Raw genomic sequence first — 25,601 nt, 5'->3', positions numbered from 1 at the left:
CGCCTATGGAACTGCTAGGCTTCTCGGCCAGCCAGGTACACCCGCTCGCCTCGCTCACCGAGGCGGGCAACTTCCTCAACGGCAATGCCGCCGCGCTCTTCGTCTGGGCGGACTTTTCCACCGAGGAAGTCACCGCCGCGCCGGATGCCTGGCGCGAGAGCGTGCGCCAGCTTGCCGGCGCGCCGATCCTGGACCTGCACCTGACCGACGCCACCAATGCCGCGCATCCATCGTATTTCGATACGACCAATGCGTACGACATGGTGATCTTCCGCAAGCTGACCTTCGAGACCAGCCGCGCCATCGCCGAGGCCGAGCCGCAGGACCCTGCGGCAGGCACGGCGAAGCCGTCCGCTGCCGAGTCCGCCGCCCGCCAGAAGCGCTATCCGCCCGGCTTCCTGCCGGCACTGGCCAGGATCGACACACAGCCGGTCACGTTCTTCATGTTCGACACGGTGCTGGTCACGGTGCGCTCGGGGCAATCCCGCACGGTCGACCAGGTACGCCAGCGCCTGCTGGAACTGTGCCAGGCGCCGCGCCCGCAGGCCACGCCGGTGCGCGGCAACGGCCAGGCGCTGCTGCACGGCGTGCGCCCGCCCAGCCGGCCCGAGGACCTGATGCTGCGCCTGCTCAATGCGATGGTCGACCGCTACCTGGAACTGCGCGCGCCGCTGACGCGCCAGCTCGACCGCTGGCAGCGCGCGCTGCTCAATTCGCGCCGCAGCTTCTCAAGCTGGGAGGGACTGCTGGATGCCCGCATCCAGCTGCGCAAGCTGGAGCACCTGAGCGAAGAGCAACGCGACGCGCTGCAGGAATTCCGCGACAGCCTGCTTGACAACCGCTACAGCAGCGACCAGCCCGGCGGCCCGTCCAACGCGCCGGGGCGCGACGAGGTCCTGCTGGTGCGCATCAACGACGTGATGGAGCATATCCAGCGCGTGCTGGCGCACGCGCGCCGGCTGGAGGATTCGATCGAGTCGGCGGTGCAGATCCACTTCTCGGCGGTGGCGCACCGGACCAACCGCACCATGCGCGCGCTGACGCTGATCACGGCGCTGTTCATGCCGCTGACGCTGATCACCGGCGTCTTCGGCATGAACTTCGACCGCATGCCCTGGCTGCGCGAGCCGCACGGGTTCTGGTGGTCGATCGGCCTGATGGGCGCCGTGGCGCTGGGGCTGGCCGCGCTGTGGGCGCTGGGACGGCGGCTGGAACGGTAACCGCCGCGCAGCGCCAGGTACGCCTCAGGTGCTGGTACGCGTGCCGAAGGCCCGCTCCAGGCTTTCCAGGAAGCGGTTGGCCGACTGGTAGCCGATCACGCGCACCGGGCGCTCGCGCCCGTCGGCCCCGAACAGGATGATGCCGGGCGGCCCGAACAGGCCGAAGCGCTTGAGCAGCGCCTTGTCATCGGCATTGTTGGCGGTCACGTCCGCCTGCAGCAGCACGATCTCCGACAGCCGCGCGCGCACGCGCGGATCGACGAAGGTCATGCGCTCCATTTCCTTGCAGCTGACGCACCAGTCGGCGTAGAAATCCAGCAGCACCGGCTTGCCTGCGGCCGCGGCCTGCGCCACGCGGGCATCGAGCTCGGCCACGCTGCGCACGCGCTCGAAGCGCACCGCCTGCGCACCGGCAGCGGCGTCTGCGCCACCGCGTGCCACGCTCAGGTGCGACAGCGGCTGTAGCGGATCGCGCCCGCCCGAGGCCACGCCGATCAGCACGATCGCCGCGGCAATCGCAAACAGCACGCCCACGCCCTTGCCCACCCGCGCCAGGTTGCGCGGATCCGGGCCCAGGCCGTCAAAGGCGCCCAGGAACACCGCCGCCACCAGCAGCAGCGCCGCCAGCGCCAGCATCGAGGCCCAGGCCGGCAGCACCGGCCCCAGCATCCACAGCGCCACGCCCAGCAGCAGGAAGCCGAAGAAGCGCTTGGTGACCTCCATCCAGCGCCCGGCCCGCGGCAGCAGGTTGCCCGCGCCCACGCCCACCAGCACCAGCGGCACACCCATGCCGAGCGCCATGGCGAACAGCGCCGCGCCGCCGATCACGGCATCGCGGGATTGCGCGATATAGGCCAGCGCCCCGGCCAGCGGCGCGGTGACGCAAGGCCCGACGATCAGCGCCGAGATCGCGCCCATCGCCGCCGCACCCGCCAGCTGGCCGCCCTGGCGGCGGTTCGACGATTCGGTCAGGCGGGTCTGCCAGCGCTGCGGCAGTTGCAGCTCGTACAGTCCGAACATCGACAGCGCCAGCGCCACCATCAGCGCCGCGAACAGGCCCAGCACCCACGGTGTCTGCAGCGCGGCCGACAGGCCCTCGCCCAGCAGCCCGGCAGCCACGCCGACCGCGGTGTACACCACCGCCATGCCCAGCACGTAGGCCAGCGACACCACCAGCGCACGGCCGCGCGTAACGTGCTCGCCCACCACGATCGAGGACAGGATCGGCACCATCGGCAGCACGCAGGGGGTGAAAGTCAGCAGCAGGCCCAGGCCGAAGAACAGCGCGGCGATCAGGGCCAGGTTGCGGCTCGCCAGCGCGCCGGCGATGCGGTCGCTGTCGTCGGCGCGCAGCACCGCGGGGGCGGCTGGCGCCGGAGCAGGCACGGCCGCCGGCGCGTCCGAGCGCCCGCGCTTGCCGAACAGGTCGGCCAGCCCGCTGCCGCCGACCTTGTACGCGCTCTCCATCGGCGGATAGCACAGGCCCTTGTCGGCGCAGCCCTGCGAGGTGACCGTCAGCGACCACTTGCCGTCGGCCGGCGCCGCGTCCACCGGCACGCGGATGACCACGCTGTCGCGGTAGGTCTCCATCTCCTTGCCGAAGGTCTCGTCGAACTTGACCTTGCCGTGCGGATACGCCGGCGTTCCCAGCTTCACGTCGGCGGGTTGCGCGGCAAAGGCGAAGCGCTCGCGGTACATGTAGTAGCCGGGGGCGACCTCGAAGCGCACCTCGACAGTCTTGTCGTCAAGCTGGCGCGCGGCAAAGCGGAAGGCCTGCTCCGGCGGCAGGAAGTCGTCTTCGGTGGCGGCATGCGCGCCGCCCGCCAGGCACACCCAGGCCAATGCCGCCAGCAGCGCTGCGGCAATATGCCGCGCCCAGACCTGCCCGCGCGCGCGCTCCGGAAGTGCCAAACCAATGTTCATGTCGCTGTTTCCTGTCTGTCTTGAACTGGGAGTGCCGGCGTACCCACTACTGCGCTGTGGGTGCCGTTGCCCCTACTTTGCCGGCGCCGAGGCGGTCTCGGTCTCGCTGCGGACCCAGGCCAGGTACGGCGCGTAACCAGCCGTCACCGGCCACGCTATGAGTTCCGGCACGTCGTAGGGGTGATGTTGCCGGATCACGGCCTCCAGCGCAGCGTAGCGTGCACGCGTGGTCTTGATCAGCAGCGGCCACTCCTGCGCGCGCTCCAGCTTGCCCTGCCACCAGTACTCGGACTCGACCGGCGCCAGGCGGTTCACGCAGGCGGCGGCACGCGCCTGCAGCACTAGCTGCGACAGGTGCGCCGCGGTCTCGGCATCGGGGGTATTGGTGATCACGACGATCACCTCGGCCGAATCGCCCGGGGCGCCGGCATCCGGCTGGCTGGCATGGCTTTGCATCGACATCTCCTTGCGGCAGGCACGGCGGCGGCCCAAAAACAATCGAGCCAGGCAGAAGCCTGGCTCGATTGTAAGCGCTGTGCCCGAACCCGTCGCCGCGGCGGCGGGCGGGAAACTACCTTATTCCGCGGCTTCTTCGGCCGGGGCTTCGGTGATTTCCGGACGATCCACCAGTTCGACCAGCGCCATCGGCGCGTTGTCGCCCTGACGGAAGCCGAACTTCAGGATGCGGGTGTAGCCGCCCGGACGGGTGGCGTAGCGCGGGCCCAGTTCGGTGAAGAGCTTGGTGACCATGTCGCGGTCGCGCAGGCGGGCGAAAGCCAGGCGGCGGTTGGCAACGGTGTCCTTCTTGGCCAGCGTGATCAGCGGCTCGACAACCTTGCGCAGTTCCTTGGCCTTGGGCACGGTGGTCTTGATCAGCTCGTGCTGGAACAGCGAGTTGGACATGTTGCGCAGCATCGCGAGACGGTGCGACGAGGTGCGGTTCAGTTTCCGCAGACCATGACGGTGACGCATGATGATTCCTTTCAGTTAAGTGTTTGACCAGCTCTTCTATCGTCCGATGCGGCTGGACGCGGGCCGGTAGTCATACGAGCCCCGGCCGAAGCCAGGGCGGTTACCGCGGTGCGGGACCAGTGCCCCGCGCCACAATTACTTCTCCAGACCTGCGGGCGGCCAGTTCTCGAGCTTCATGCCGAGGGTCAGGCCACGCGAGGCGAGGACTTCCTTGATCTCGTTGAGCGACTTGCGACCCAGGTTCGGGGTCTTAAGCAGTTCGTTCTCGGTACGCTGGATCAGGTCGCCGATGTAGTAGATGTTTTCGGCCTTCAGGCAGTTGGCCGAACGCACCGTCAGCTCCAGGTCGTCGACCGGGCGCAGCAGGATCGGATCGATCTGCGGCGTGCGGCTCGATGCAGCCTCGGCTGCCGACTCGGTGCCTTCCAGCGCGGCGAACACGGACAGCTGGTCGACCAGGATGCGGGCCGACTGGCGGATCGCTTCCTCGGGCGAGATCACGCCGTCGGTCTCGATGTTCATCACCAGCTTGTCCAGGTCGGTACGCTGTTCCACGCGAGCGGATTCAACCGCGTACGAGACGCGGCGCACCGGCGAGAACGAAGCGTCCAGCACGATGCGGCCGATGACCTTGCCCGACTCGTCGCCGAACTTGCGCACGTTGCCCGGCACATAGCCGCGGCCTTGCTCGACCTTGATCTGCATGTCCAGCTTGCCGCCGGCCGACAGATGGGCAATGACGTGGTTCGGGTTGATGATCTCGACGTCGTGCGGCAGCTCGATATCGGCAGCCGTGACCACGCCTTCGCCATCCTTGCGCAGCGACACCGTGACTTCGTCGCGGTTGTGCAGCTTGAACACCACGCCCTTCAGATTGAGCAGCAGGTTGACGACGTCTTCCTGCACGCCATCGATGGTGGAATACTCGTGGACCACCCCAGCGATCGTGACTTCGGTCGGTGCATAACCGACCATCGACGACAGCAGCACGCGACGCAGGGCGTTACCGAGCGTATGGCCGTAGCCGCGCTCGAACGGCTCCATCACGACTTTGGCGTGATGGTCGCCCAGAGGCTCGACGGCGATGATTTTTGGCTTGAGGAGTGCTGTTTGCATTAGGTTGTCCTTTTCAATACCCTCGGCTCGTTACACCGATAAGGCTGACGTTTGGAACCTGAAAATCCCATCGTGAGATGGGCGAAGCCCGACCGCGCGTACAGCGCGTCGGGCTGAAAGGGAAGCTTTGCGGCGAACGCAAGCTCTGGGCCGTTCCGCTCGCGTGATTAACGCGAGTACAGTTCGACGATCAGGCTTTCGTTGATGTCGCCCGAGATATCGGCGCGATCCGGCACTTGCTTGAAGGTGCCTTCGAATTTCTTCGAGTCCACGGCCACCCAGGTCGGGAAACCCGACTGCTCGGCCAGCGACAGCGATTCAGCGATACGGACTTGCTTCTTCGACTGTTCGCGGATGGTGACGACGTCGCCAGACTTGATCTGGGCCGACGGCACGTTCAGGGTCTGACCGTTCACCAGGATCGCCTTGTGCGACACCAGCTGGCGCGCTTCAGCGCGGGTCGAGCCAAAGCCCATGCGGTACACGACGTTGTCCAGGCGCGATTCCAGCAGTTGCAGCAGGTTTTCGCCGGTGTTGCCCTTGCGGCGGTCGGCTTCGGCGAAGTAGCGGCGGAACTGGCGCTCGAGCACACCGTAGATGCGCTTGACCTTCTGCTTTTCACGCAGCTGGTTGCCGTAGTCGGAGGTGCGGGCACCCGAGGTGCGGCCGTGCTGGCCGGGCTTGCTGTCCAGCTTGCACTTGTCGGCGAGCGAGCGGCGTGCGCTCTTCAGGAACAGATCGGTGCCTTCACGGCGGGAAAGTTTGGCCTTCGGGCCGGTATAACGTGCCACGTTGTCTTCCTTTGATCGATCGCGGCGCCTTCTAGACGCGCCGCGAGTCCGTCAACGCAGTACTTCCGCAGTGCATTTCTGCACCCGGGAGACCGTGACGGACGGTGGGCTTATTAAGCGCGCCCCGTTGCCGGGTACGACACTGCAAGCATTTACGGTGCGCCGGCATGGGAATGTGCCGTAAGAGACATTCCCTCGACGCAAAACGAAAACCTGCCGCATTAAAATGCAGCAGGTCAACGCGCGATACTACCATATCCGAAACCGGCAGGTAAACCCACCGGGCCCGGACACACCAACGCTCAGATGCGGCGGCGCTTCGGCGGACGGCAGCCGTTGTGCGGAATCGGCGTGACGTCTTCGATGATCGCGATCTTGATGCCCAGCGCGTTCAGCGCGCGGACAGCCGATTCACGACCCGGGCCGGGGCCCTTGATGCGCACTTCCAGGTTCTTGATGCCCTGGTCTTGCGCCACGCGGCCGGCGTTCTCGGCAGCAACCTGGGCAGCGAACGGGGTCGACTTGCGCGAACCCTTGAAGCCCTGGCCACCGGCGGTCGCCCACGACAGGGCGTTGCCCTGACGGTCGGTGATCGTGATGATGGTGTTGTTGAACGAGGCGTGGACGTGCGCAATGCCGTCGGCAACGTTCTTCTTGACCTTTTTACGCGCGCGAGCGGCGTTATTCGGACCTTTTGCCATTAGTTTCTTCCTCTGCCTTCGGCTTTACTTCTTCAGAGCCACGCCGGCCTTGCGCGGACCCTTGCGGGTGCGGGCATTGGTCCGGGTACGCTGACCGCGCATGGGCAGGCCCTTGCGGTGACGCATGCCACGATAGCAACCAAGGTCCATCAGACGCTTGATGTTCATCGTGGTTTCACGACGCAGGTCACCCTCGACCGTGACCTTGCCCACTTCGTCACGAAGCTTTTCCAGGTCGGCGTCGGTCAGATCCTTGACCTTCTTGTCAAACGGTACACCGGTGGCCTCGCAAATCTTGCGAGCGCGCGAGCGGCCGACACCATAAATGGCCGTCAGGCCGATTTCGGTGTGCTTGTGGTTCGGGATGTTAACCCCTGCGATACGTGCCATTCGTCAATCCTCTTTCCGATTAGCCTTGGCGTTGCTTGTGGCGGGGATCCGACGAGCAGATCACGCGCACGACACCGTTGCGCTTGATGATTTTGCAGTTGCGGCAAATGCGCTTAACAGAAGCCAGCACTTTCATAATTTTCCTCTTCCTTCAATTCCTGTTCGCTCACTTCGTCCGGAAGACGATTCGTGCGCGCGACAGATCATATGGGGTCAGCTCGACTGTCACCTTGTCACCCGGAAGAATCCGGATGTAGTTCATTCGCATCTTGCCGGAGATATGACCCAGTACTACATGGCCATTCTCCAGCTTGACCCGGAACGTCGCATTGGGCAGGTTTTCCAGGACCTCCCCGTGCATCTGGATGACGTCGTCTTTTGCCATACCTAGCCTGTACCGATCCGAAGTCAGCGCAAGGTCAGATTGCCCTTGAAATTCGCCTTCTTCAGCAGCGACTCATATTGCTGCGACATCACGTAAGACTGAACCTGAGCCATGAAGTCCATCGTGACGACCACGATGATCAGCAGCGAGGTTCCGCCAAAGTAGAACGGAACGTTCCACCGCAGCACCAGGAATTCCGGCAACAGGCAGACCAGTGTGATATAGACCGCACCAGCCAGCGTCAGGCGCACCAGAATCTTGTCGATATAGCGCGTCGTCTGCTCGCCCGGACGAATGCCCGGAATGAAGGCACCGCTTTTCTTCAGGTTGTCTGCCACTTCACGGCTGTTGTACACCAGGGCCGTATAGAAGAAGCAGAAAAATACAATCGCAGCAGCGTACAGCAGGATGTAGACCGGCTGGCCCGGCGACAGCGTGGCAGCCAGGTCCTTGATGAACCCGCCAACCGCACCCGTCGAGTCAGACGTGAACCAGCCCGCGATCGTCGCCGGGAACAGGATGATCGACGATGCGAAGATCGGCGGAATCACCCCTGCCATGTTCAGCTTCAGCGGCAGGTGCGACGACTGGCCGCCGTACACCTTGTTGCCGACCTGACGCTTGGCATAGTTCACCAGGATCTTGCGCTGGCCCCGCTCGACGAACACCACGGCGAAGGTCACACCAATCACGATCGCCACGATGAAGATCGCCGCGATGATGCTCATGGAACCCGTGCGGACCAGTTCGAACAGTCCGCCGATCGCGTTGGGCAGGCCCGCCGCGATACCGCCAAAGATGATGATCGAGATGCCGTTGCCCAGACCACGCTCGGTGATCTGCTCACCCAGCCACATCAGGAACATCGTGCCGGTCACCAGCGTGATCACTGCCGTGGCCCGGAACATCAGGCCCGGATCCAGCACCAGCCCAGGCTGCGACTCCAGCGCCACCGCAATCGACAGCGCCTGGAACGTGGCCAGGACCACCGTGCCGTAGCGCGTGTACTGCGTGATCTTGCGTTGCCCTGCCTGCCCTTCCTTCTTCAACGTTTCCAGCTGCGGCAGCACGATCGTCAGCAATTGCATGATGATCGACGCCGAGATGTACGGCATGATGCCGAGCGCGAAGACGGTAAAGCGCGACAGCGCCCCGCCCGAGAACAGGTTGAACATCCCGAGGATGCCACCCGACTGACTCTGGAAAAGCTTCGCAAGCTGCTCCGGATCTATACCGGGCACCGGAATATGAGCGCCGATGCGGTACACGATCAGGGCCAGCACCAGGAACATCAGCCGGCGCTTGAGGTCGCCGTACTTCGCCGTGTTCCTGGCTTGCGCGCTTGCATTGGGTTTCGCCGTGGCCAAACGATGCTCCGACTATTACTGCCTATGCTGCGATGAATGCCTATCAGGCTGCGATCTGGCCGCCGGCGGCTTCGATCGCGGCCTTGGCGCCAGCGGTGGCGCCCAGACCCTTGATCGTCACCTTGCGGGTCAGTTCGCCAGCCTTGATGACCTTGGCGCTCTTGACCAGCTCGCCCACCAGGCCAGCTTGCTTCAGGACCAGCAGGTCGACTTCGGCCGCTTCCAGGCGCTCGATGTCACGCAGCGTGACTTCGGCGTTGAACGCCTTGGTCAGCGAGGTGAAGCCGCGCTTGGGCAGACGACGATACAGCGGCATTTGACCGCCTTCGAAGCCCACCTTGTGGAAGCCGCCCGAACGCGACTTCTGACCCTTGTGGCCGCGACCGGCAGTCTTGCCCAGGCCGGAGCCGATACCGCGACCGACGCGACGCTTGGCGTGCTTCGAACCGGCGGCCGGTTTCAGGTTGTTCAGTTGCATCTTGCTCTCCGAGTTCCCGGTATCAGGCCAGAACCTTGACCAGGTACGAGACCTTGTTGATCATGCCGCGCACAGCGGGCGTGTCCTGCAGCTCCGACACCGAGTTGATGCGGCGCAGGCCCAGGCCACGAACAGTGGCGCGATGATCCTCGCGCGTGCCGATCAGGCTGCGCACGAGTTGCACTTTTACGGTTTTCTGCGACATTGCGTTCACCTTAACCCAGGATGTCTTCGACCGACTTGCCACGCTTGGCGGCGATTTCGCCCGGCGTGCTCATCTTCTGAAGGCCGTCCAGCGTGGCGCGAACCATGTTGTACGGGTTGGTGGAGCCGTGCGACTTGGTCACCACGTTGGTGACGCCCATCACTTCGAAGATCGCGCGCATCGGGCCGCCGGCGATCACGCCGGTACCTTCCTTGGCGGGCATCATCAGCACCTTGGCGGCGCCGTGCTTGCCAACGACTTCGTGTTGCAGCGTGCCGTTCTTCAGCGAGACCTTGACCATCTTGCGACGGGCTTCGTCCATTGCCTTCTGAACAGCAACCGGCACTTCCTTAGCCTTGCCCTTGCCCATGCCGATGCGGCCATCGCCGTCACCAACCACGGTCAGCGCAGCGAAACCGAGAATCCGGCCACCCTTCACCACCTTGGTGACGCGGTTGACCGAGATCATCTTCTCGCGGAGGCCGTCGTCGCGTTCGTCCTGTTGGACTTTTGCTTGCATCTTTGCCATGACGTATCTCTCTCTATGCGCTTAGAACTTCAGGCCGGCTTCGCGGGCGGCGTCTGCCAGGGCCTTGACGCGGCCATGGAAACGGAAGCCGGCGCGATCGAACGCGACAGTTTCCACGCCGGCAGCCTTCGCCTTCTCGGCGATGCGCTTGCCAACCACGGTGGCGGCAGCGGCGGTAGCGCCCTTGCCATCCAGTTCCTTGCGCACTTCCACCTCGGCGGTCGACGCGGAAGCCAGCACCTTGGTGCCGCACTCCGAGAAAACCTGGGCGTAAATATGCGAATTCGTACGGAACACGGTCAGACGATTGACTTTCATCTCCGCGATCTTGGCGCGGGTCTGACGTGCACGGCGCAAACGAGCGTCTTTCTTGTTCATCATTGCACCCCTTACTTCTTCTTGGTTTCCTTCAGGATGACGCGCTCGTCCGAGTAACGCACACCCTTGCCCTTGTAGGGCTCAGGCGGGCGGTACGCGCGGACTTCCGCGGCAACCTGACCGACTTTCTGCTTGTCCGCACCCTTGATGATGATCTCGGTCTGCGTCGGCGTTTCCGCCTTCACGCCTTCCGGCATCTCATGGATCACGTCGTGCGAGAAACCAAGCTGGAGCTTCAGCGCAGCGCCTTGCAGCTGGGCACGATAGCCCACGCCGACGAGGTTCAGCTTGCGCTCGAAACCGGTGGTTACGCCCTTGACCATGTTGGCCACCAGAGCACGCATGGTGCCCTGCAGAGCGTTTGCTTCACGCGATTCGTCAGCCGGGCTGAAGGTCAGCGTGTCGTTCTCGACATTGACCTTGACCAGGCTGTGAATCGGCTGCGACAGCGTACCGAGCGGGCCCTTTACGGAGAGCACGCCAGCCGCCACGTTCACTTCCGCGCCCTTGGGGAGCGCGATGGGAGCCTTACCTACACGGGACATGGTTCTCTCCTTAAGCGACGTAGCAGAGAACTTCGCCGCCCACGCCAGTGGCGCGAGCCTTGCGGTCGGTCATCAGACCCTGCGGGGTCGAAATGATCGCCACACCCAGGCCGTTCATCACTTGCGGGATGTCGCTGCGGCCCTTGTACACGCGCAAGCCGGGCTTCGAGACGCGCTCAATGCGCTCGATGACCGGACGGCCGGCGTAGTACTTGAGACCGATGCTCAGTTGTGCCTTGCCGCCATCTTCCTGGACGGCGTAGTCGTCGATGTAGCCTTCGTCCTTCAGGACCTTGGCGATTGCCACTTTCAGCTTCGACGACGGCATGACAACCGACGCTTTCTGCACGCCCTGGGCGTTGCGGATGCGCGTCAGCATATCGGCGATAGGATCGCTCATGCTCATACTGTTTCTCCTGTAGCCTGTGCGTAATTACCAGCTGGCTTTCGTCAGACCCGGGATTTCGCCCTTGAAGGCGATTTCGCGGATCTTGTTACGCGCCAGGCCAAACTTGCGGAAGGTACCGCGGGGACGACCGGTGATCGCGCAGCGGTTACGCTGGCGAGTCGGGTTCGCGTTGCGCGGGAGCTGTTGCAGCTCGAGACGCGCGCTGTAACGCTCTTCTTCCGACTTCTCTTGGTCGTCGATAATGGCCTTGAGGTTGGCGCGCTTGGCGGCATACTTCGCCACCAGCTTGGCGCGCTTCTTCTCACGTTCAATCAGAGCCAGTTTAGCCACGGTTACCCCTTAATTGCGGAACGGGAACTTGAACGCACCGAGGAGTGCCTTGGCTTCCTCGTCGTTCTTTGCCGTCGTCGTGATGCTGATGTTCAGACCACGCAGTGCGTCGATCTTGTCGTACTCGATTTCGGGGAAAATGATCTGCTCTTTCACACCGATGTTGTAGTTGCCACGACCGTCGAACGACCGGCCCGACACACCACGGAAGTCACGCACGCGCGGCAGGGCCACGGTAACGAAACGATCGAGGAATTCGAACATGCGCTCGCCGCGCAGGGTCACCATCGCCCCGATGGGGTAGCCCTGGCGAATCTTGAAGCCGGCGATAGCCTTCTTGGCCTTCGTCACGACCGGCTTCTGACCGGCGATCTTGGTCAGGTCGCCGACGGCGTTCTCAATGATCTTCTTGTCATTGATGGCTTCGCCAAGACCCATGTTCAGGGTGATCTTGGTGATGCGCGGCACTTCCATGACCGACTTGTAGCCGAACTGTTCGATCAGCTTCGGCACAACCTGTTCTTTGTAAAACTCTTGCAGACGTGCTGCCATGCTCAACTCCTATACGTGCCCAGAATCAAGCTGCCACGACGGCGCCGGTGGTCTTCAGCACGCGCACGCGCTTGCCGTCTTCCACCTTGATGCCGACGCGCGACGGCTTGCCATTGGCATCCACGAGCGCAACGTTGGAAATATGCAGGGGCATGACCTTGTCGACCACACCACCGGTAGTGCCCAGCATCGGGTTCGGGCGGGCATGCTTCTTGGCGATGTTCACGCCTTGCACCGCAACCTTGTCGCCCAGGACGGCTTGCACGGTACCGCGCTTGCCCTTGTCCTTGCCGGTCAGCACAATGACTTCGTCGCCTTTGCGAATCTTGTTCATGGCGGCTCCTTACAGCACTTCCGGAGCGAGCGACACGATCTTCATGAAGCGCTCGGTACGGAGTTCACGAGTCACCGGCCCGAAGATACGGGTGCCGATCGGCTCGAGCTTGTTGTTCAGCAGGACGGCGGCGTTGCCGTCGAACTTGATCAGCGAACCGTCAGCGCGGCGCACGCCCTTGGCGGTACGCACGACGACGGCGTTGTAGATGTCGCCCTTCTTCACGCGACCGCGCGGCGCTGCGTCCTTGACGGTCACCTTGATGATGTCGCCAACGCTTGCGTAGCGGCGCTTGGAGCCACCCAGCACCTTGATGCACAGCACTTCGCGCGCACCAGTGTTATCGGCTACTTCGAGCCGGCTTTCTGTCTGAATCATGGTGTTTGTCTTCCCAACTTAATCCGTCAGGTGCAAAAAGCGCCCATCGGTCAGTCTTGGTCCCGTCGGCCCCGGCATTGCGCCAGCTCCGTATGGGTTGATCAACTTTGAAGTCGGTAGGAACCAGGCGATCTCAACAACTTGCTGAGGCCGCTCGGCCCTGGCTCGCTTCACAGGCCCGCCCGGGTGGTACTGCAAAGGCGAACGCAACAAAGCGGAAGTCCAGGATTATAGCTACATAATCCTGGACTTGCAAGTCAAGCTAAGAACTGTTGTTCTTAGATGACGCGTGCAGCCTCTACCAGCCGGGAAACCACCCAGGACTTGGTCCGCGACAGCGGACGGCCTTCCTGGATCTCGACCTTGTCGCCTTCCTTGTACTGGTTGGCTTCGTCGTGTGCGTGGTACTTCTTGGAACGCAGCACGTACTTGCCGTACAGAGGATGCTTGACGCGGTTTTCCACCAAGACCGTAACGGTCTTGTCCATCTTGTCGCTCACGACACGGCCGACCAGGGTACGGCGAAGCGACTTTTCCGTTTGTGCAGCTTCAGTCATTTCGCGTTTGCCTTTTGAGTCAGCACGGTTTGCACACGCGCGATGTCCTTGCGAACCTTCTTCAGCTGGCTGGTGTTCTGCAGCTGTTGGGTCGCCTTTTGCATGCGCAGGCTAAATTGGGCCTTCAGCAGCTCGGAGAGCTCCTGGTTCAGCCCGGCGGCGTCCTTGCCGCGAAGTTCGGATGCTTTCATCCCTGCTCTCCTTACGTCCCGACCTGGCGCACCACGAAATTGGTGGCGATCGGCAGCTTGGCGGCTGCGAGGCGGAACGCCCCACGCGCCAGGTCTTCGGTCACGCCGTCCATTTCGTACAGCATCTTACCCGGCTGGATTTCAGCCACGTAGTACTCCGGATTGCCCTTACCGTTACCCATACGGACTTCGGCAGGCTTCTTCGAGATCGGCTTGTCCGGGAAAATCCGGATCCAGATGCGGCCGCCACGCTTGATGTGGCGGGTCATCGCACGACGTGCCGACTCGATCTGACGAGCGGTCAGGCGGCCACGGCCCATGGCCTTCAGGCCGAATTCGCCGAAAGACACGGCGTTACCACGGGTAGCCTTACCCGTGTTGCGGCCCTTCTGCTCCTTGCGGTATTTTCTGCGCTTAGGTTGCAGCATCGTTATTCTCCACTCTTCGCATCGCCAGGCGCACCGCGGCGACCGGCACCTGCACCGGCGCCACCGCGACGGTTGCCACCCGGGCGGCCTTCGCCTTCACGGCGGCGGCCTTCCGGACGACCCGGGCGACGACGACGGTCGTCTTGCGGCTCTTCCACCACCGGCGCGTCATTGCGGCCGAGGTGATCACCCTTGTAGACCCACACCTTGACACCGATGATGCCGTAGGTGGTTTCTGCTTCGGAGAAGCCGTAGTCGATGTCGGCGCGCAGGGTGTGCAGGGGCACACGGCCTTCGCGGTACCACTCGGTACGTGCGATTTCGATACCGTTCAGACGGCCGGCGCTCATGATCTTGATACCCTGGGCGCCCAGGCGCATCGCGTTCTGCATGGCGCGCTTCATGGCGCGGCGGAACATGATGCGGCGCTCGAGCTGCTGGGTGATCGAGTCGGCGATCAGCTGAGCATCGGTTTCCGGCTTGCGGATTTCCTCGATGTTCACGTGCACGGGCACGCCCATGCGACGCTGCAGTTCAGCCTTGAGCAGTTCGATGTCCTCACCCTTCTTGCCGATCACCACGCCCGGACGCGAGCTGTAAATGGTGATGCGTGCATTGCGGGCGGGGCGCTCGATCACGACGCGGCCAACCGATGCGTTCTTCAGCTTCTTCTTCAGGAAGTCTCGAACTTCGATGTCTTCCTTCAGCATGCCGGCGAACTTCGTGTTGCTGGCGTACCAGCGCGAAGCCCAGTTACGGCTGACAGCCAGGCGGAAGCCAGTCGGATGAATCTTCTGTCCCATCGTGACTCCTTAGTTGCCGAGCGTCACAGTGATGTGACAGGTTTGTTTCTCGATGCGGTTGCCGCGACCCTTTGCCCGTGCGGTGAAGCGCTTGAGCGAGGTTGCCTTGTCGACGAAGATCGATTTGACCTTCAGTTCGTCGATGTCGGCGCCTTCGTTGTGCTCAGCGTTGGCGATGGCCGATTCGACCACCTTCTTCACGATCCCGGCAGCCTTTTTCGGGCTGAACTGCAGGACATTGAGCGCGCGCTCGATCGGCAGACCACGGATCTGGTCAGCGACCAGGCGCGTCTTCTGGGCGGAGATGCGGGCACCGCGATGAATCGCTTTCACTTCCATGATGGCACCTTACCTCTTCGCTTTCTTGTCAGCCGCGTGGCCCTTGAACGTGCGGGTAATCGCAAATTCACCGAGCTTGTGGCCAACCATGTTTTCCGTAACGTACACCGGCACGTGTTGACGGCCGTTGTGCACGGCGATCGTCAGGCCAATGAACTCCGGCAGAATGGTCGAGCGACGCGACCAAGTCTTGATGGGCTTCTTGTCCTTGCCGCTCGAGGCGACTTCCACCTTCTTCAGCAGGTGGGCGTCGCAGAACGGACCCTTTTTAGCGGAACGAGTCATATCTTTAGCTCCTACCTACCGATTAACGCTTGTGGCGCTTCTGGACGATCATGCTGTCCGTGCGCTTGTTGCTGCGGGTACGGTAACCCTTGGCCGGGGTACCCCACGGCGAAACCGGATCGCGACCAGCGGCGGTCTTGCCTTCACCACCACCGTGCGGGTGATCCACCGGGTTCATCACGACACCACGCACCGTCGGGCGGATACCGCGCCAGCGGGTGGCACCGGCCTTGCCGATGACGCGCAGGCTGTGCTCTTCGTTGCCCACTTCACCGATGGTGGCGCGGCACTCGATGTGCACGCGACGCACTTCACCGGAGCGCAGGCGAACCTGGGCGTACAGGCCTTCACGAGCCAGCAGCACGGCGGAACCGCCGGCGGCACGTGCGATCTGCGAACCCTTGCCAGGCAGCATTTCCACGTTGTTGATCGTGGTACCGACCGGAATGTTGCGGATCGGCAGGTTGTTACCGGCCTTGATCGGCGCTTCCGAGCCGTTCATCAGCGGCTGGCCGGCAACCATGCCCTTGGTGGCGATGATGTAGCGGCGCTCGCCGTCGGCGAACAGCACCAGCGCGATATTGGCGCTGCGGTTCGGATCGTATTCCAGGCGCTCGACCTTGGCGGGGATGCCGTCCTTGTCGTTGCGCTTGAAGTCGACCACGCGGTAGTGGTGCTTATGACCACCGCCCTTGTGGCGGGTGGTGATATGACCATTGTTGTTACGGCCCGACTTCTGGAATTGCTTTTCCAGCAGCGGAGCGTGCGGGGCGCCCTTGTGAAGGTCTTTGTTGACCACCTTCACCATCGAGCGACGACCCGGGGAAGTCGGCTTGGTCTTGACGAGTGCCATGATTACTTGGCCTCCGCTTCAAAATTGATTTCCTGACCCGGCTTCAGCGAAACGTAGGCCTTCTTCACGTGGTTGCGACGCCCCATGAAACGGCCAAAACGCTTCTGCTTGCCCTTCTGGTTCAGGATCTGAACGGACTGCACCTCGACCTTGAACAGCAGTTCGACGGCGGCCTTCACTTCTGCCTTGTTGGCATCGCGGGCCACTTCGAACACGACTTGTTCATTCTTGTCGGCGACCAGGGTTGCCTTTTCGGAAACCACCGGCGCGAGCAGCACCTGCATCAAACGATGATCGTTCTTGGCTACTTGCGTCATTTCAGCAACTCCTCGATCTGCGCGACGGCTGCCTTGGTCACCAGCACCTTCTTGTAGTGCACGAGCGACAGCGGATCAGCCTGGCGCGGCTCGACAACTGCCACGTGCGGCAGGTTGCGCGAAGCCAGGTAGAGGTTTTCGTCGAGGCTGTCGGTGATGATCAGCACCGAGTCCAGGCCCATGGCCTTGAACTTGTCGGCCAAGAGCTTGGTCTTGGGCGCGTCGACAGTGAAACCGTCCACCACGTTGATACGACCTTCACGTGCGAGCTGCGAGTAAATCGAGCGCATGCCGGCACGGAACATCTTCTTGTTGACCTTCTGGGTGAAGTTCTCTTCCGGCGAATTCGGGAAGATACGGCCGCCCCCGCGCCACAGCGGCGAGGAAGACATACCGGCACGAGCACGGCCCGTACCCTTCTGGCGCCACGGCTTCTTGGTCGTGTGCTTGACCTCTTCACGATCCTTCTGCTTACGGTTACCGCTGCGAGCGTTGGCCTGGTAAGCGACGACGATCTGGTGAACGAGGGCTTCGTTGTAGTCACGGCCGAACACTTCGGGCGAAGCGTCAACGCCTGCGCCGATCTGGCCATTGTCCTGGAGGAGCTTGAGTTCCATTACATGCGCTCCTTAAGCTTTGGCTTTGGCCTTGACGGCCGGGGTGACGATGACCTTGCCGCCCTTGGAGCCGGGAATGGCACCCTTGACCAGCAGCAGCTTGCGCTCTGCGTCGATCTTGGCGATTTCCAGGTTCTGCACGGTGCGGGTGACATCGCCCAGGTGACCGGTCATGCGCTTGCCCGGGAACACGCGGCCCGGATCCTGCGCCATACCGATCGAGCCCGGCACGTTGTGCGAGCGCGAGTTACCGTGGGTGGCACGGCCGGAGGCGAAGTGATAACGCTTGATGGTACCGGCGTAGCCCTTACCGATCGACACGCCCTGCACGTCGATCTTCTGACCGACTTCGAACAGGTCGACCGACAGCGAACCGCCAGCTTGCAGTTCGGCAGCCTTGGCTGCATCGATACGGAATTCGCGGATGATTTCGCCGGCTTCCACGCCGGCTTTGGCGAGATGACCCGCCAGCGGCTTGGTAACGCGGCTTGCGCGTCGTGCGCCGAAGGTGACTTGAACCGCGGTATAACCGTCGGTCTCGTCCGTCTTGATTTGCGTCACGCGGTTGTCGCCGACCTCGACCACGGTAACGGGAATCGAATCACCGTCGTCCGTGAAAATACGGGTCATGCCAACCTTGCGACCTACAAGGCCAAGGCTCATGGTTTGCTCCATTCCCAGCTGCGATTGGCCGGGGCTGATTGATACACGAAAACTGTGTTTGCTGTGGGCCTGCGCTAAAGAAGACTGCGCGCGGCCAAAGTGGCCAGCCCACTACCCGAGGAAACGGGTAGCCTTACACTATATCGCAGCAGCTTGGGAAGGGCAATATGAATTGCGGATTTCCCTGCAATGTTGTAGGCAGGGAGACCGCAGTAGTGGCGCTTGCGTGGCTTGCAGTGTGGTGCGGAGGCGACGGGAGTGCATGGAAGCTGCGCATGGCGCACTCGCCTGCGCTTGCTCAGGCGGCAATGCGCACGAAATCGCCGCCATAGAATACCAGGGGCTCGCCGTCCCCCGCCTCGAACCCCTCGACCGCGCCAACGATCAGCAGATGGTCGCCAACCGGGTCGGCACGCTCGACGCGACAGGCCAGCGTCGCCAGGGCCTCGTCAAGATAGGGCACGCCGCGCTCGCAACGCCGGTGGGCGACACCGGCGAACTTGTCCGCCGAAGGCATGGCGAAGCGGCGGGCCAGTTGGCCATGCCCCGCGCGCAGGATGCTAACGCCGAAATGCGCGCCCGGCGCAAAGAGGCCCGCATTCGGCGAGTGCAGCGCCAGGCTCCACAAGATCAGCGGCGGCGCCAGCGACAGCGAGGCGAACGAGTTCACGGTCAGGCCGACGGGCCGGTCCTGCGCTCCGCAGGCGCCAATGACGGCCACGCCGGTGGCATAGCGGCCGCAAACCCGGCGCAGCTCGCGCGGATCATGGACGGAAGTAGCGGGCGTGGCGGCGTGCATGTCAGGCGGCCTCGGCGACGTACTGGTTGATCAGCTGGTCGCAGGCCTGCGGATCCAGCCACCACGGGAAGTAGTCCGGCGGATTGTCGAAGCCGTTGGCGATGCGCGCGGCCAGTGCCGGCGCCTGGCCCGCGGCGCCCAGCAGCGCCAGGATATGCGGCGGCGGCGGGGTCAGCAGCGAGTTGGTCCACGCCACCACGTCGCCCGCGTATTGCCAGTACTGGTCAAAGGTGCGCTCCATCCAGGCTTGGTCGAAGGGCTGGTCGCCGCGTGCCAGGATCGCATCGAGATAGACCTTGCAGCATTTGGCGGCGTTGTTCGAGCCCTGCCCCGTGATCGGGTCGTTGACCACCACGGCATCGGCCATGCCGAACACCAGCCGCCCGGACGGCAGTGTCAGCACCGGCTTGCGCACCGTTGGCGCGAAGCGCCCGGCAAGGATGCCGTTGTCGTCGGTCAGCGCCACCCGCTCGCAGCGCTCGGCCTCCCATGGCAGGTAGGTCTGCAGGATGCGCAGGCTTTCGGCCAGGTGCTGCGCCGGAGTGCGCGCCTCGGCCCAGCGGTCCATCGGGCCGCCCGGGATGCCTTCGAACACCATGATCTCGCACGGCCCGGACAGCGTCAGCGCGGGGAAGACGAAGTATTCGCCCACGCCCGGGATCAGGTTGAAGCAAACCCGCGAGAACGGCGTGCGCGGCTCCATGCCGGTCACATAGGTCAGCGCCAGCGCGCGCTGCGGCTTGTCGAAAGGGCTGCGGGAGGCATCGCGCTCGAAGCGGCTGACGATCTCGCCCTTGCCAGCGGCCAGCAGAACGAGGTCATGCTCGCGGGTCAGGTCCTCCAGCTCGTCCAGGCCGACATCTGCGATGCGCAGGTCGCCGCCGCGTGCAACGAAGGCCTCCATCCACGCCGGCATCTTCAGGCGCTGGTCCACCGCCTGCGCCGGGCGGTCCAGCGGCGCGGCCCAGTCGATCGCGCGGGCACCGGCCTGCTCGGGATGTGGCACGGCCAGGCCGATGCCTTCCACCGGCGGGCAGGCATCGTCCCACCAGTTCAGCCCGAGCTCGCGCTCGGTCTGCAGCGCGCGGTCGAACATGCACTGGCTGGACATGACTTTGCCGCCGCGGATCTGCTCGGGTGTCCGGTTGGACAGCAGCGTGACCCGGTAGCCATTGGCTTGAAGCCCGAGGGCCATTTGCAGGCCCGACTGGCCGGCTCCGACGATGGCGATGCGTTGGCTCATGACGTTTTCTCCTGAAGGGTCCTTCGGCGGCGTTCAGCCGGCCAGCTTGCCGATGGCGGGCACGTTCTGCTCCGGCCCCATGGCGGAATAGCCGCCGTCGACGGCATAGTCGGCGCCGGTGACGAAGCTGGCATGGTCGGAACAGAGGAATAGCACCACCTGGGCCACCTCATCGGGCTCGCCAACGCGGCCCAGCAGGTGAAACGGCGCGGCCACGGCATCGGTGCGGGCGCGGTTGCCGCCGCTGACCTCGTCCATCAGCCGGCACCAGGTCCAGCCCGGCGATACCGCATTGACGCGGATGCGGTCCGGCGCCAGGTCCATCGCCATGCTGCGCGTCAGCTGCGCGATGGCGGCTTTCGACACCGGGTAGAGCCAGCGCCCGGTCTGCGCCACGTTGGCCGAGATACTGGTGAAATTGACGATCGCGCCGCCGCCGCGCGCCCGCATGTGCGGGTGCACCGCCTGCGCCAGCATCACGCCCGACACCACGTTGACGTCGAGCGCCGCCAGCCAGTCGGCACGATTCGAGCGGAAGCCGTCATCGAGATAGGTGCAGGCCAGGTTGACCAGGCAGTCCACGCCGCCAAAGCGCTGCACCACCTGCGCCACGGCATCGCGGACCTGCTCGTCACGCGTGATGTCGGTGGCGATGAACAGCGCGTTCGCTCCCAGCGCCGCGGCCACGCGCTCGCCGTTGGCGGCATCGATATCGAAGATCGCCACGCGCGCGCCGGCCTCGACAAAGGCTCGGGCCACGCCGGCGCCGATCAGCGTGGCGCCGCCGGTGACAATGGCCACCTTGCCCTGCAGTCCTTTCATACTTGTCTCCTGTGCCGGCAATAGCCGGCGATGGTTGCGGGCGGGCCTCTGCGGGCCCGTTCCGGATCTATGCCGCGCGCCGCCTACTTGCCTTCGCTCTGCTGCCAGCGCGCCATCAGCGTGTTCGACGGCAGGGTCTCGTCCAGCAGCTTGCGCGCGGTCTCCACGCCCGCCACCGGCAAACCCGCCGGATCCAGCTTGCCGATCTGTACCAGCACGCTGGCCTGGTCCCAGTAGATATGCTCGTGGTACAGCTTGTCGCCGCGGAACTTGACGATGGCGATCAGCGGGATCTCCACGCGCTTGCCGGTGGGCGGCACGCCGGGCAGCATCCAGTCGATCTCGCAGGTATGCGTGAAGCAGAACAGCATCTCGTCGACGATCTGCGTGGCCCCGACCGTGCGCGACAGCGGGATCAGCGTGGTGTCGGGCGGATTGCTGTGCACGAAATGGTGCTGGTAGAAGCGCCGCAGCTGCGCGTAGCCGACGCCGCCGGTCATGGTCGGGATATGGTTCACATAGGGCTGCGGCACCATCGTCGCCATGGTGGCGTCGACATCGCGGGTGGCGAATTCATACTCGCAGTGCTTGTCCCACAGCGCGGAGAAATCGTAGTGCGGCCCCATCTCGCCGCGCAGCGCAGCGATCGAGCGCTGGTGCGCCATCAGCGCCGAGGGCTTGTCGAAGTGCTCGCCGCCCGTGCGTGCAAAGGCATGGTCGACGCCGGCGTAGACGTAGACCTCGATGTTCTCGCGCCCGGCCAGGGCTTCGCGGATCGCAGCCTGGGCCTGCGGCGGGCAGAATCCGTCTTTCTCGGCGATATGCAGCACCAGGCGGCCGCGCACGTTGGCGGCCTCGCCCAGCGCGTGCTCGATGCCCACGCCGTAGTACGCCACCGCGCAGGCCACGTCGGGCAGCCGGCAGGCCGCCAGGTAGGCCAGCTTGCCGCCCAGGCAGAAGCCCAGCACGCCGGTCTGGCCGACGCATTCCGGCCGCGCCCGCAGTGCTTCAAGCGCGGCGCCCACATCCTGCACGCCCTTGGCTTCGTCGAACTGCTGGTACAGGCCCAGTGCCCGCTGGAAGTCCTCGCCGCGGTCGGTCAGCTCGATCCCGGGCGCGATGCGCCAGAACAGGTCGGGCACCAGCACCGTATAGCCCTCCTCGGCGTAGTAGTCCGCTACCTGCCGCATGGTCGCGTTGACGCCGAAGATCTCCTGGCACAGCACGATGCCCGGGCCCTTGCCTGCCGCCGGGGTGGCGAGATAACCGCTGAAACTGCCTTCGGGGGTCTGGATCTGGATGGTCTGGCCCATGGCCTGCGCTCCTTGTCGTTCTCTTTCCGGTATCTGGTGGGACTGCCGTGCTGGTTTCCATGATGGTGGCACCGCACCGCAGCAAACTAGCCGCTGGACGCAGCGGCTATCCGATTAGTGCAGGAAACTTCGGACTCGGTCAACGCCGTATCGCTGACGGCGAGGCCATCCGCTATAGTGGATCGCGTGGGAAACCGTGCCCGGCCGTCATGCCGGGCCAGCCCCGGAACCAGCGGCGCGCACGGTCACCGGCAGCGCCGCGGCCCCGCCAGAGGAGCGAGACAATGCAGCTGCCCCCCGCCGCCGGCCCGCTGGCGAGCGCCCTGCTCGGCGATCCCGCCCGGTGCGTGTTCGCCTCGACCGACCTGGCCGAGACGCGCGCCGCCGTCGGGCGCGTGTTCAAGCCGCACCGGCTCGAGATACGCGGCACCCGCTTGCAGGCACGCATGCATCATGCGCCGCTTGGCGCGGTCTCGTTCAACCGCCTCGCCTACGGCGCCGACGTCACCATCGACCCCGGCCCGCTCGGCGACTTCCTGCTGGTGCAGATGCCGCTGCAAGGACAGGCCGAGATCCGCTGCGGCGACCAGCGCATCGTTTCCACGCCCGACTGCGCTTCGGTGCTGACGCCCAGCGATGCGCTGGCCATGCGCTGGAGCGCCGACAACGACCAGCTGATCGTGCGCATCGAACGCAGTGCGCTGGAACGCGTCTGCGCCGCCCACCTGGGCCGGCGCCCCGAGCGGCCGCTGCGCTTCGCGCTCGGCATGGCCTGGCGCAGCGGCGCCTGGTACGAACTGATGCGCTATCTCGCCGCGATGCTGGAGACCGCGCCCGACACCGCGCGCCATCCGCTGACTGCCTGCCAGCTGGAACAGCTGGTGATCGGCACGCTGCTGACGTCGCAGCCGCACAACCTGTCGGACGCATTGCGCGAACACGGCAAGCCGCTGGCACCGCGCCATGTGAAAGTGGTGGAGGAATATATTCACGCGAACGCCGCGGCGGAGCTGACGCCCGCCGTGCTGGCCGAGGTCGCCGGCGTCAGCGTACGCAGCCTGTTCGCCGGTTTCCGCGAGCATCGCGGCACCGGGCCGATGGCCTACCTGCGCACGGTGCGGCTGGAGCGCGTGCGGCACGACCTGCTGAACGACGCCTCGGTGCCGTCAGTAAGCGCGGCGGCGCTGCGCTGGGGCTTTGCCCATCTGGGACGGTTCAGCGCGGAGTACCGGCGCGCGTTCGGAGAGTGCCCTGCGCAGACCTTGCGGCGGCGCGGAGCGGGCTAGGCTTGTGTGAATTCAGTGCTGCCGCCTCGGGCAGCCGCCGCGATCGCTCAGCTCATCGCGCAACTGTAGCTGGCAGCAAGATTGGCATCCCCCGACCCCGAGTACTTCGGGAATTTCGGGTACACGCACAGCGGCATGGTGCGCACCACACTCTGCTGCGCGTCCCTTTTCGAGATCAGCAGCTGCTCAGGGGCGGCCGATTTCTCGACCCAGTCGATCATGGCCCCGAGATAGTCGACCTGGTCCGGGCCAACGCCGCCTTGCACATGCCCGACACCCGGCTCGAGGTAGAAGCGGGCATTGGCCGCGCCGGCGCCCGCAAGCTGGGTCATCGCCATGAAATTGCGAACGTGGTCCCTGCCGCTGAGCAGTGAGTCCGCGCCGCCGTGCCAGGAGATCAGCTTCTTGCCCGATGACACGAATTGCGCGATGGCACGCATATCGTGATCCGCCCCGGCCTGCTGCAAGCCGACGGCGATCGGCGGCAAGTCCCGCGTCACGTCGAACGTTGCCTGCAAGCTGCCTGGCTGCGTGGCGGGCAGCATCCACGCCGCGTTGCCCGTGGCGATGGCGGCGAAGCCGCCGCCGAGGGCCGTGTGGTATGGCAGGAATTCGCCAAAATCGGCCCAGTAGTAGCCCGCGTAGACCAGCGCGCCCGCCGAGTCGCTCAGCGGCCCGACCTGTTCCTGGACGGTACGCAGCTGCCCGGGGCTCAGGCAGGTGGCCGCATCGGCCCCGGGGGCATCGCACGCCAGCGCGGCCGGACTGAAGGTACAGGCGTTCGGGTTGGCGATGATGCCGTCCCTGATCCCATCCAGCCCGTCACACGCTGCGATCGCGGCAGCGTTCAGCGCTGTCCACTGGGCCGCGGCCGGCATGTCGGCGGAACCGGCACGCCGCGCCAGGTTGAGCCACGCTGCTGTCTGCGTGGCCATGTTCATGGTTTCCGCGCCGGCGATGATCCCGTCGTACTGGTCCGGCCAGCGCTGCGCTGCGATGTAGGCATTGCGCCCGCCATTGGACGCCCCGTTGAAGTAGGTATGGCTGGGCGCACGGCCGTAGAACGCCTTGACTGCTGCCTTGGCGAAAGCGATCGTGGTGCCGACCGCGGCATAGGCATAGTCGCTCTTCTCGGTTTGGCTCGTCAGGAATTCGGAGGGGTCGCCAGTACGGTTGCCGCCATTCGACGCGGCGTAGGCAACGCCTCGCTGGAGCGGCTGGTACAGCGGGTAGCCGGCGCTGAAGCTCTCCACGGTTTTCACCTGCCCATCGAAACCTCCGCCACCCTGATGCATCAGCCTGCCCGTCCAGTTGTCCGGCAGATCCACTTCGATGTCGAGCATCGTGCCGCTGGTTGCCGAAACCTTGCAGTAGCCCGGCAGCCCGCCCGCCGCCTCGATGCGCTTTGCCGCCGTGATGCTCGCCCCGCCGATGGCCTTGCCTTGCAGCGAAGCACACGCCGCCGTGTAGTCGACCGCGGCCACGGTTGAAGCTGCTGGCTGCCCGTCGTCGCCGCCGCACGCACTGAGTGTGAGTCCGATGGCCAGCACCAGGGCAATGCCGACGACATTGCCCGAGCGCGGCCGCATTGGCGCGGACGCACGGGCCCGGTGAGTCCTTTCAAACATGATTGTCTCCTCTGGGGGGCGCCACGCTTATGTTTGCGGCTTTGCCGGCACGACTGAAACAAGGTAAAGCCGCTGCGGGGGAAGCGCCGGAGCGCCATTTCGCGCTCCCCCTTTTCAAGACTTCGAACGCGTGAAGAGGACCAGCACCGGGACGTTGAGCAGTGCGGGGATTGCCGGCACCAGGCCGAACAGGAAGGCGGTGTGCTGCTTCTCGGGCAGGACGCCGGACACCATGGCGGCCACGCTGATCAGCGTGGCGGCGTTGGCGTCGCGGCTTTGATCTACATCAATCCAGCCAGTTGCAATGGATGTTAGTGATACAACATTATTCAATCAATCAGCGTTTATGTATCACTTTGCGGCGCGTAATGCCGGCGCCAAGCGGGTCGATTCGTCGCCCTCGCTCGCGCGGCAGGGGAGCAATCCGGGGAGCAAGGCTGCTGTATGCAAGCCT

38 protein-coding genes are annotated in these 25,601 nt (G+C 64.4%); 2 read left to right on the top strand and 36 right to left on the bottom strand.

Going from position 1 to position 25,601, the window contains the following annotated elements; genetic code table 11:
- Positions 1–5 precede the first annotated feature (5 nt).
- A complete protein-coding gene (locus CF68_RS09515) occupies positions 6–1,220 on the top strand; it encodes a magnesium transporter CorA family protein (RefSeq protein WP_035817822.1) in 1,215 nt (404 codons plus the stop codon).
- Positions 1,221–1,244: 24 nt separating this feature from the next.
- Here CF68_RS09515 and dsbD read toward each other — a convergent pair whose 3' ends face one another.
- From dsbD to CF68_RS09345, 34 genes are all read right to left on the bottom strand, one after another.
- Positions 1,245–3,143, bottom strand: a complete 1,899-nt coding sequence (gene dsbD / locus CF68_RS09510) for a protein-disulfide reductase DsbD (protein ID WP_035817817.1) — start codon at positions 3,141–3,143, stop codon at positions 1,245–1,247.
- A 72-nt stretch (positions 3,144–3,215) separates the two neighbouring features.
- A complete protein-coding gene (gene cutA / locus CF68_RS09505) occupies positions 3,216–3,599 on the bottom strand; it encodes a divalent-cation tolerance protein CutA (RefSeq protein WP_035817814.1) in 384 nt (127 codons plus the stop codon).
- Positions 3,600–3,719: 120 nt separating this feature from the next.
- Positions 3,720–4,115 carry a 50S ribosomal protein L17 gene (gene rplQ, locus CF68_RS09500; RefSeq protein WP_010812373.1) on the bottom strand — a complete coding sequence of 132 codons (396 nt, stop codon included), beginning with the start codon at positions 4,113–4,115 and terminating at the stop codon, positions 3,720–3,722.
- A 135-nt stretch (positions 4,116–4,250) separates the two neighbouring features.
- Positions 4,251–5,231 (bottom strand): DNA-directed RNA polymerase subunit alpha, encoded by a 981-nt coding sequence (gene rpoA, locus CF68_RS09495; RefSeq protein ID WP_010812374.1) that lies wholly within the window; start codon positions 5,229–5,231, stop codon positions 4,251–4,253.
- Between the two features lie 167 nt (positions 5,232–5,398).
- Positions 5,399–6,022, bottom strand: a complete 624-nt coding sequence (gene rpsD / locus CF68_RS09490; RefSeq protein WP_013958240.1) for a 30S ribosomal protein S4 — start codon at positions 6,020–6,022, stop codon at positions 5,399–5,401.
- A gap of 302 nt (positions 6,023–6,324) precedes the next feature.
- Positions 6,325–6,723, bottom strand: a complete 399-nt coding sequence (gene rpsK, locus CF68_RS09485) for a 30S ribosomal protein S11 (RefSeq protein ID WP_010812376.1) — start codon at positions 6,721–6,723, stop codon at positions 6,325–6,327.
- 24 nt (positions 6,724–6,747) lie between these two features.
- Complete coding sequence (gene rpsM / locus CF68_RS09480; protein WP_010812377.1) at positions 6,748–7,113, bottom strand: 30S ribosomal protein S13; 366 nt, start codon at positions 7,111–7,113, stop codon at positions 6,748–6,750.
- A 19-nt stretch (positions 7,114–7,132) separates the two neighbouring features.
- Positions 7,133–7,249: a 50S ribosomal protein L36 gene (gene rpmJ / locus CF68_RS09475; protein WP_008642959.1), complete on the bottom strand. Its 117-nt coding sequence runs from the start codon at positions 7,247–7,249 to the stop codon at positions 7,133–7,135.
- A gap of 30 nt (positions 7,250–7,279) precedes the next feature.
- Positions 7,280–7,498: a translation initiation factor IF-1 gene (infA, locus tag CF68_RS09470; RefSeq protein ID WP_018313956.1), complete on the bottom strand. Its 219-nt coding sequence runs from the start codon at positions 7,496–7,498 to the stop codon at positions 7,280–7,282.
- A 23-nt stretch (positions 7,499–7,521) separates the two neighbouring features.
- Positions 7,522–8,865: a preprotein translocase subunit SecY gene (gene secY / locus CF68_RS09465; RefSeq protein WP_035817811.1), complete on the bottom strand. Its 1,344-nt coding sequence runs from the start codon at positions 8,863–8,865 to the stop codon at positions 7,522–7,524.
- A gap of 43 nt (positions 8,866–8,908) precedes the next feature.
- Positions 8,909–9,343, bottom strand: a complete 435-nt coding sequence (gene rplO, locus CF68_RS09460) for a 50S ribosomal protein L15 (RefSeq protein WP_010812380.1) — start codon at positions 9,341–9,343, stop codon at positions 8,909–8,911.
- 22 nt (positions 9,344–9,365) lie between these two features.
- The gene (gene rpmD / locus CF68_RS09455; protein WP_010812381.1) at positions 9,366–9,548 is read right to left on the bottom strand and encodes a 50S ribosomal protein L30; all 183 of its coding nucleotides are present in this window, start codon (positions 9,546–9,548) and stop codon (positions 9,366–9,368) included.
- 10 nt (positions 9,549–9,558) lie between these two features.
- On the bottom strand, positions 9,559–10,077 hold the full coding sequence (gene rpsE, locus CF68_RS09450) for a 30S ribosomal protein S5 (protein ID WP_006160449.1): 519 nt from the start codon (positions 10,075–10,077) through the stop codon (positions 9,559–9,561).
- A 21-nt stretch (positions 10,078–10,098) separates the two neighbouring features.
- Positions 10,099–10,455: a 50S ribosomal protein L18 gene (gene rplR / locus CF68_RS09445; protein ID WP_010812382.1), complete on the bottom strand. Its 357-nt coding sequence runs from the start codon at positions 10,453–10,455 to the stop codon at positions 10,099–10,101.
- Positions 10,456–10,466: 11 nt separating this feature from the next.
- Entirely contained in the window at positions 10,467–11,000 is a 534-nt protein-coding gene (gene rplF / locus CF68_RS09440) for a 50S ribosomal protein L6 (protein WP_010812383.1), read from the bottom strand.
- Positions 11,001–11,010: 10 nt separating this feature from the next.
- Entirely contained in the window at positions 11,011–11,406 is a 396-nt protein-coding gene (gene rpsH, locus CF68_RS09435; RefSeq protein WP_010812384.1) for a 30S ribosomal protein S8, read from the bottom strand.
- Positions 11,407–11,433: 27 nt separating this feature from the next.
- Positions 11,434–11,739, bottom strand: coding sequence for a 30S ribosomal protein S14 (gene rpsN, locus CF68_RS09430; RefSeq protein ID WP_010812385.1), 306 nt, complete (start codon positions 11,737–11,739; stop codon positions 11,434–11,436).
- Positions 11,740–11,748: 9 nt separating this feature from the next.
- Positions 11,749–12,291 carry a 50S ribosomal protein L5 gene (rplE, locus tag CF68_RS09425; protein ID WP_010812386.1) on the bottom strand — a complete coding sequence of 181 codons (543 nt, stop codon included), beginning with the start codon at positions 12,289–12,291 and terminating at the stop codon, positions 11,749–11,751.
- A 25-nt stretch (positions 12,292–12,316) separates the two neighbouring features.
- Positions 12,317–12,625: a 50S ribosomal protein L24 gene (gene rplX / locus CF68_RS09420; protein ID WP_010812387.1), complete on the bottom strand. Its 309-nt coding sequence runs from the start codon at positions 12,623–12,625 to the stop codon at positions 12,317–12,319.
- 9 nt (positions 12,626–12,634) lie between these two features.
- Positions 12,635–13,003 carry a 50S ribosomal protein L14 gene (rplN, locus tag CF68_RS09415; protein WP_010812388.1) on the bottom strand — a complete coding sequence of 123 codons (369 nt, stop codon included), beginning with the start codon at positions 13,001–13,003 and terminating at the stop codon, positions 12,635–12,637.
- Between the two features lie 278 nt (positions 13,004–13,281).
- Positions 13,282–13,560, bottom strand: coding sequence for a 30S ribosomal protein S17 (gene rpsQ, locus CF68_RS09410; protein WP_010812389.1), 279 nt, complete (start codon positions 13,558–13,560; stop codon positions 13,282–13,284).
- A complete protein-coding gene (gene rpmC, locus CF68_RS09405) occupies positions 13,557–13,751 on the bottom strand; it encodes a 50S ribosomal protein L29 (protein ID WP_010812390.1) in 195 nt (64 codons plus the stop codon). Before rpmC ends, rpsQ begins: the two co-directional genes overlap by 4 nt.
- Before the next feature lie 11 nt (positions 13,752–13,762).
- Entirely contained in the window at positions 13,763–14,179 is a 417-nt protein-coding gene (rplP, locus tag CF68_RS09400; RefSeq protein ID WP_035817809.1) for a 50S ribosomal protein L16, read from the bottom strand.
- A gap of 2 nt (positions 14,180–14,181) precedes the next feature.
- Entirely contained in the window at positions 14,182–14,982 is an 801-nt protein-coding gene (gene rpsC / locus CF68_RS09395) for a 30S ribosomal protein S3 (protein ID WP_013958243.1), read from the bottom strand.
- Positions 14,983–14,991: 9 nt separating this feature from the next.
- On the bottom strand, positions 14,992–15,321 hold the full coding sequence (gene rplV, locus CF68_RS09390; RefSeq protein WP_013958244.1) for a 50S ribosomal protein L22: 330 nt from the start codon (positions 15,319–15,321) through the stop codon (positions 14,992–14,994).
- A gap of 9 nt (positions 15,322–15,330) precedes the next feature.
- Positions 15,331–15,606, bottom strand: a complete 276-nt coding sequence (rpsS, locus tag CF68_RS09385) for a 30S ribosomal protein S19 (RefSeq protein ID WP_010812394.1) — start codon at positions 15,604–15,606, stop codon at positions 15,331–15,333.
- 22 nt (positions 15,607–15,628) lie between these two features.
- Complete coding sequence (gene rplB, locus CF68_RS09380) at positions 15,629–16,459, bottom strand: 50S ribosomal protein L2 (protein WP_035817808.1); 831 nt, start codon at positions 16,457–16,459, stop codon at positions 15,629–15,631.
- 2 nt (positions 16,460–16,461) lie between these two features.
- Positions 16,462–16,776 (bottom strand): 50S ribosomal protein L23, encoded by a 315-nt coding sequence (gene rplW / locus CF68_RS09375; protein WP_006576245.1) that lies wholly within the window; start codon positions 16,774–16,776, stop codon positions 16,462–16,464.
- Positions 16,773–17,393 (bottom strand): 50S ribosomal protein L4, encoded by a 621-nt coding sequence (gene rplD / locus CF68_RS09370; RefSeq protein WP_010812396.1) that lies wholly within the window; start codon positions 17,391–17,393, stop codon positions 16,773–16,775. The genes rplW and rplD overlap by 4 nt, the downstream gene beginning before the upstream one ends.
- 12 nt (positions 17,394–17,405) lie before the next feature.
- Positions 17,406–18,056 carry a 50S ribosomal protein L3 gene (rplC, locus tag CF68_RS09365; protein WP_013958246.1) on the bottom strand — a complete coding sequence of 217 codons (651 nt, stop codon included), beginning with the start codon at positions 18,054–18,056 and terminating at the stop codon, positions 17,406–17,408.
- Between the two features lie 298 nt (positions 18,057–18,354).
- Positions 18,355–18,855, bottom strand: a complete 501-nt coding sequence (locus tag CF68_RS09360; RefSeq protein ID WP_035817806.1) for a flavin reductase family protein — start codon at positions 18,853–18,855, stop codon at positions 18,355–18,357.
- Position 18,856: 1 nt separating this feature from the next.
- Positions 18,857–20,098, bottom strand: a complete 1,242-nt coding sequence (locus CF68_RS09355; RefSeq protein WP_035817804.1) for a styrene monooxygenase/indole monooxygenase family protein — start codon at positions 20,096–20,098, stop codon at positions 18,857–18,859.
- Positions 20,099–20,131: 33 nt separating this feature from the next.
- Entirely contained in the window at positions 20,132–20,920 is a 789-nt protein-coding gene (locus CF68_RS09350; protein WP_035817801.1) for an SDR family oxidoreductase, read from the bottom strand.
- Positions 20,921–21,003: 83 nt separating this feature from the next.
- The gene (locus CF68_RS09345) at positions 21,004–22,233 is read right to left on the bottom strand and encodes a dienelactone hydrolase family protein (protein ID WP_035817798.1); all 1,230 of its coding nucleotides are present in this window, start codon (positions 22,231–22,233) and stop codon (positions 21,004–21,006) included.
- A gap of 284 nt (positions 22,234–22,517) precedes the next feature.
- On the opposite strand from CF68_RS09345, the gene CF68_RS09340 reads away from it, so the two are divergent.
- Positions 22,518–23,519 (top strand): AraC family transcriptional regulator, encoded by a 1,002-nt coding sequence (locus CF68_RS09340; RefSeq protein ID WP_035817795.1) that lies wholly within the window; start codon positions 22,518–22,520, stop codon positions 23,517–23,519.
- Positions 23,520–23,566: 47 nt separating this feature from the next.
- Here CF68_RS09340 and CF68_RS09335 read toward each other — a convergent pair whose 3' ends face one another.
- Both CF68_RS09335 and CF68_RS37030 read right to left on the bottom strand, forming a co-directional pair.
- Positions 23,567–25,003, bottom strand: a complete 1,437-nt coding sequence (locus CF68_RS09335; RefSeq protein ID WP_161786861.1) for a tannase/feruloyl esterase family alpha/beta hydrolase — start codon at positions 25,001–25,003, stop codon at positions 23,567–23,569.
- 258 nt (positions 25,004–25,261) lie between these two features.
- The gene (locus CF68_RS37030; protein WP_152548478.1) at positions 25,262–25,480 is read right to left on the bottom strand and encodes a hypothetical protein; all 219 of its coding nucleotides are present in this window, start codon (positions 25,478–25,480) and stop codon (positions 25,262–25,264) included.
- Positions 25,481–25,601: the final 121 nt, after the last annotated feature.

The sequence above is a fragment of the Cupriavidus sp. SK-4 genome (assembly GCF_000611125.1).
Classification (GTDB): Bacteria; Pseudomonadota; Gammaproteobacteria; order Burkholderiales; family Burkholderiaceae; genus Cupriavidus; species Cupriavidus necator.
This window is presented reverse-complemented; position numbering and strand designations above follow the sequence as displayed.

Coding starts and splice junctions, on each gene's coding strand:
- CF68_RS09515 (WP_035817822.1), top strand. CDS start 6: ATGGAACTGCTAGGCTTCTCGGCCAGCCAGGTACACCCGCTCGCCTCG.
- dsbD (WP_035817817.1), bottom strand. CDS start 3,143: ATGAACATTGGTTTGGCACTTCCGGAGCGCGCGCGCGGGCAGGTCTGG.
- cutA (WP_035817814.1), bottom strand. CDS start 3,599: ATGCAAAGCCATGCCAGCCAGCCGGATGCCGGCGCCCCGGGCGATTCG.
- rplQ (WP_010812373.1), bottom strand. CDS start 4,115: ATGCGTCACCGTCATGGTCTGCGGAAACTGAACCGCACCTCGTCGCAC.
- rpoA (WP_010812374.1), bottom strand. CDS start 5,231: ATGCAAACAGCACTCCTCAAGCCAAAAATCATCGCCGTCGAGCCTCTG.
- rpsK (WP_010812376.1), bottom strand. CDS start 6,723: ATGGCAAAAGGTCCGAATAACGCCGCTCGCGCGCGTAAAAAGGTCAAG.
- rpsM (WP_010812377.1), bottom strand. CDS start 7,113: ATGGCACGTATCGCAGGGGTTAACATCCCGAACCACAAGCACACCGAA.
- rpmJ (WP_008642959.1), bottom strand. CDS start 7,249: ATGAAAGTGCTGGCTTCTGTTAAGCGCATTTGCCGCAACTGCAAAATC.
- infA (WP_018313956.1), bottom strand. CDS start 7,498: ATGGCAAAAGACGACGTCATCCAGATGCACGGGGAGGTCCTGGAAAAC.
- rplO (WP_010812380.1), bottom strand. CDS start 9,343: ATGCAACTGAACAACCTGAAACCGGCCGCCGGTTCGAAGCACGCCAAG.
- rpmD (WP_010812381.1), bottom strand. CDS start 9,548: ATGTCGCAGAAAACCGTAAAAGTGCAACTCGTGCGCAGCCTGATCGGC.
- rpsE (WP_006160449.1), bottom strand. CDS start 10,077: ATGGCAAAGATGCAAGCAAAAGTCCAACAGGACGAACGCGACGACGGC.
- rplR (WP_010812382.1), bottom strand. CDS start 10,455: ATGAACAAGAAAGACGCTCGTTTGCGCCGTGCACGTCAGACCCGCGCC.
- rplF (WP_010812383.1), bottom strand. CDS start 11,000: ATGTCCCGTGTAGGTAAGGCTCCCATCGCGCTCCCCAAGGGCGCGGAA.
- rpsH (WP_010812384.1), bottom strand. CDS start 11,406: ATGAGCATGAGCGATCCTATCGCCGATATGCTGACGCGCATCCGCAAC.
- rplE (WP_010812386.1), bottom strand. CDS start 12,291: ATGGCAGCACGTCTGCAAGAGTTTTACAAAGAACAGGTTGTGCCGAAG.
- rplX (WP_010812387.1), bottom strand. CDS start 12,625: ATGAACAAGATTCGCAAAGGCGACGAAGTCATTGTGCTGACCGGCAAG.
- rplN (WP_010812388.1), bottom strand. CDS start 13,003: ATGATTCAGACAGAAAGCCGGCTCGAAGTAGCCGATAACACTGGTGCG.
- rpsQ (WP_010812389.1), bottom strand. CDS start 13,560: ATGACTGAAGCTGCACAAACGGAAAAGTCGCTTCGCCGTACCCTGGTC.
- rpmC (WP_010812390.1), bottom strand. CDS start 13,751: ATGAAAGCATCCGAACTTCGCGGCAAGGACGCCGCCGGGCTGAACCAG.
- rplP (WP_035817809.1), bottom strand. CDS start 14,179: ATGCTGCAACCTAAGCGCAGAAAATACCGCAAGGAGCAGAAGGGCCGC.
- rpsC (WP_013958243.1), bottom strand. CDS start 14,982: ATGGGACAGAAGATTCATCCGACTGGCTTCCGCCTGGCTGTCAGCCGT.
- rplV (WP_013958244.1), bottom strand. CDS start 15,321: ATGGAAGTGAAAGCGATTCATCGCGGTGCCCGCATCTCCGCCCAGAAG.
- rpsS (WP_010812394.1), bottom strand. CDS start 15,606: ATGACTCGTTCCGCTAAAAAGGGTCCGTTCTGCGACGCCCACCTGCTG.
- rplB (WP_035817808.1), bottom strand. CDS start 16,459: ATGGCACTCGTCAAGACCAAGCCGACTTCCCCGGGTCGTCGCTCGATG.
- rplW (WP_006576245.1), bottom strand. CDS start 16,776: ATGACGCAAGTAGCCAAGAACGATCATCGTTTGATGCAGGTGCTGCTC.
- rplD (WP_010812396.1), bottom strand. CDS start 17,393: ATGGAACTCAAGCTCCTCCAGGACAATGGCCAGATCGGCGCAGGCGTT.
- rplC (WP_013958246.1), bottom strand. CDS start 18,056: ATGAGCCTTGGCCTTGTAGGTCGCAAGGTTGGCATGACCCGTATTTTC.
- CF68_RS09360 (WP_035817806.1), bottom strand. CDS start 18,855: ATGCACGCCGCCACGCCCGCTACTTCCGTCCATGATCCGCGCGAGCTG.
- CF68_RS09355 (WP_035817804.1), bottom strand. CDS start 20,098: ATGAGCCAACGCATCGCCATCGTCGGAGCCGGCCAGTCGGGCCTGCAA.
- CF68_RS09350 (WP_035817801.1), bottom strand. CDS start 20,920: ATGAAAGGACTGCAGGGCAAGGTGGCCATTGTCACCGGCGGCGCCACG.
- CF68_RS09345 (WP_035817798.1), bottom strand. CDS start 22,233: ATGGGCCAGACCATCCAGATCCAGACCCCCGAAGGCAGTTTCAGCGGT.
- CF68_RS09340 (WP_035817795.1), top strand. CDS start 22,518: ATGCAGCTGCCCCCCGCCGCCGGCCCGCTGGCGAGCGCCCTGCTCGGC.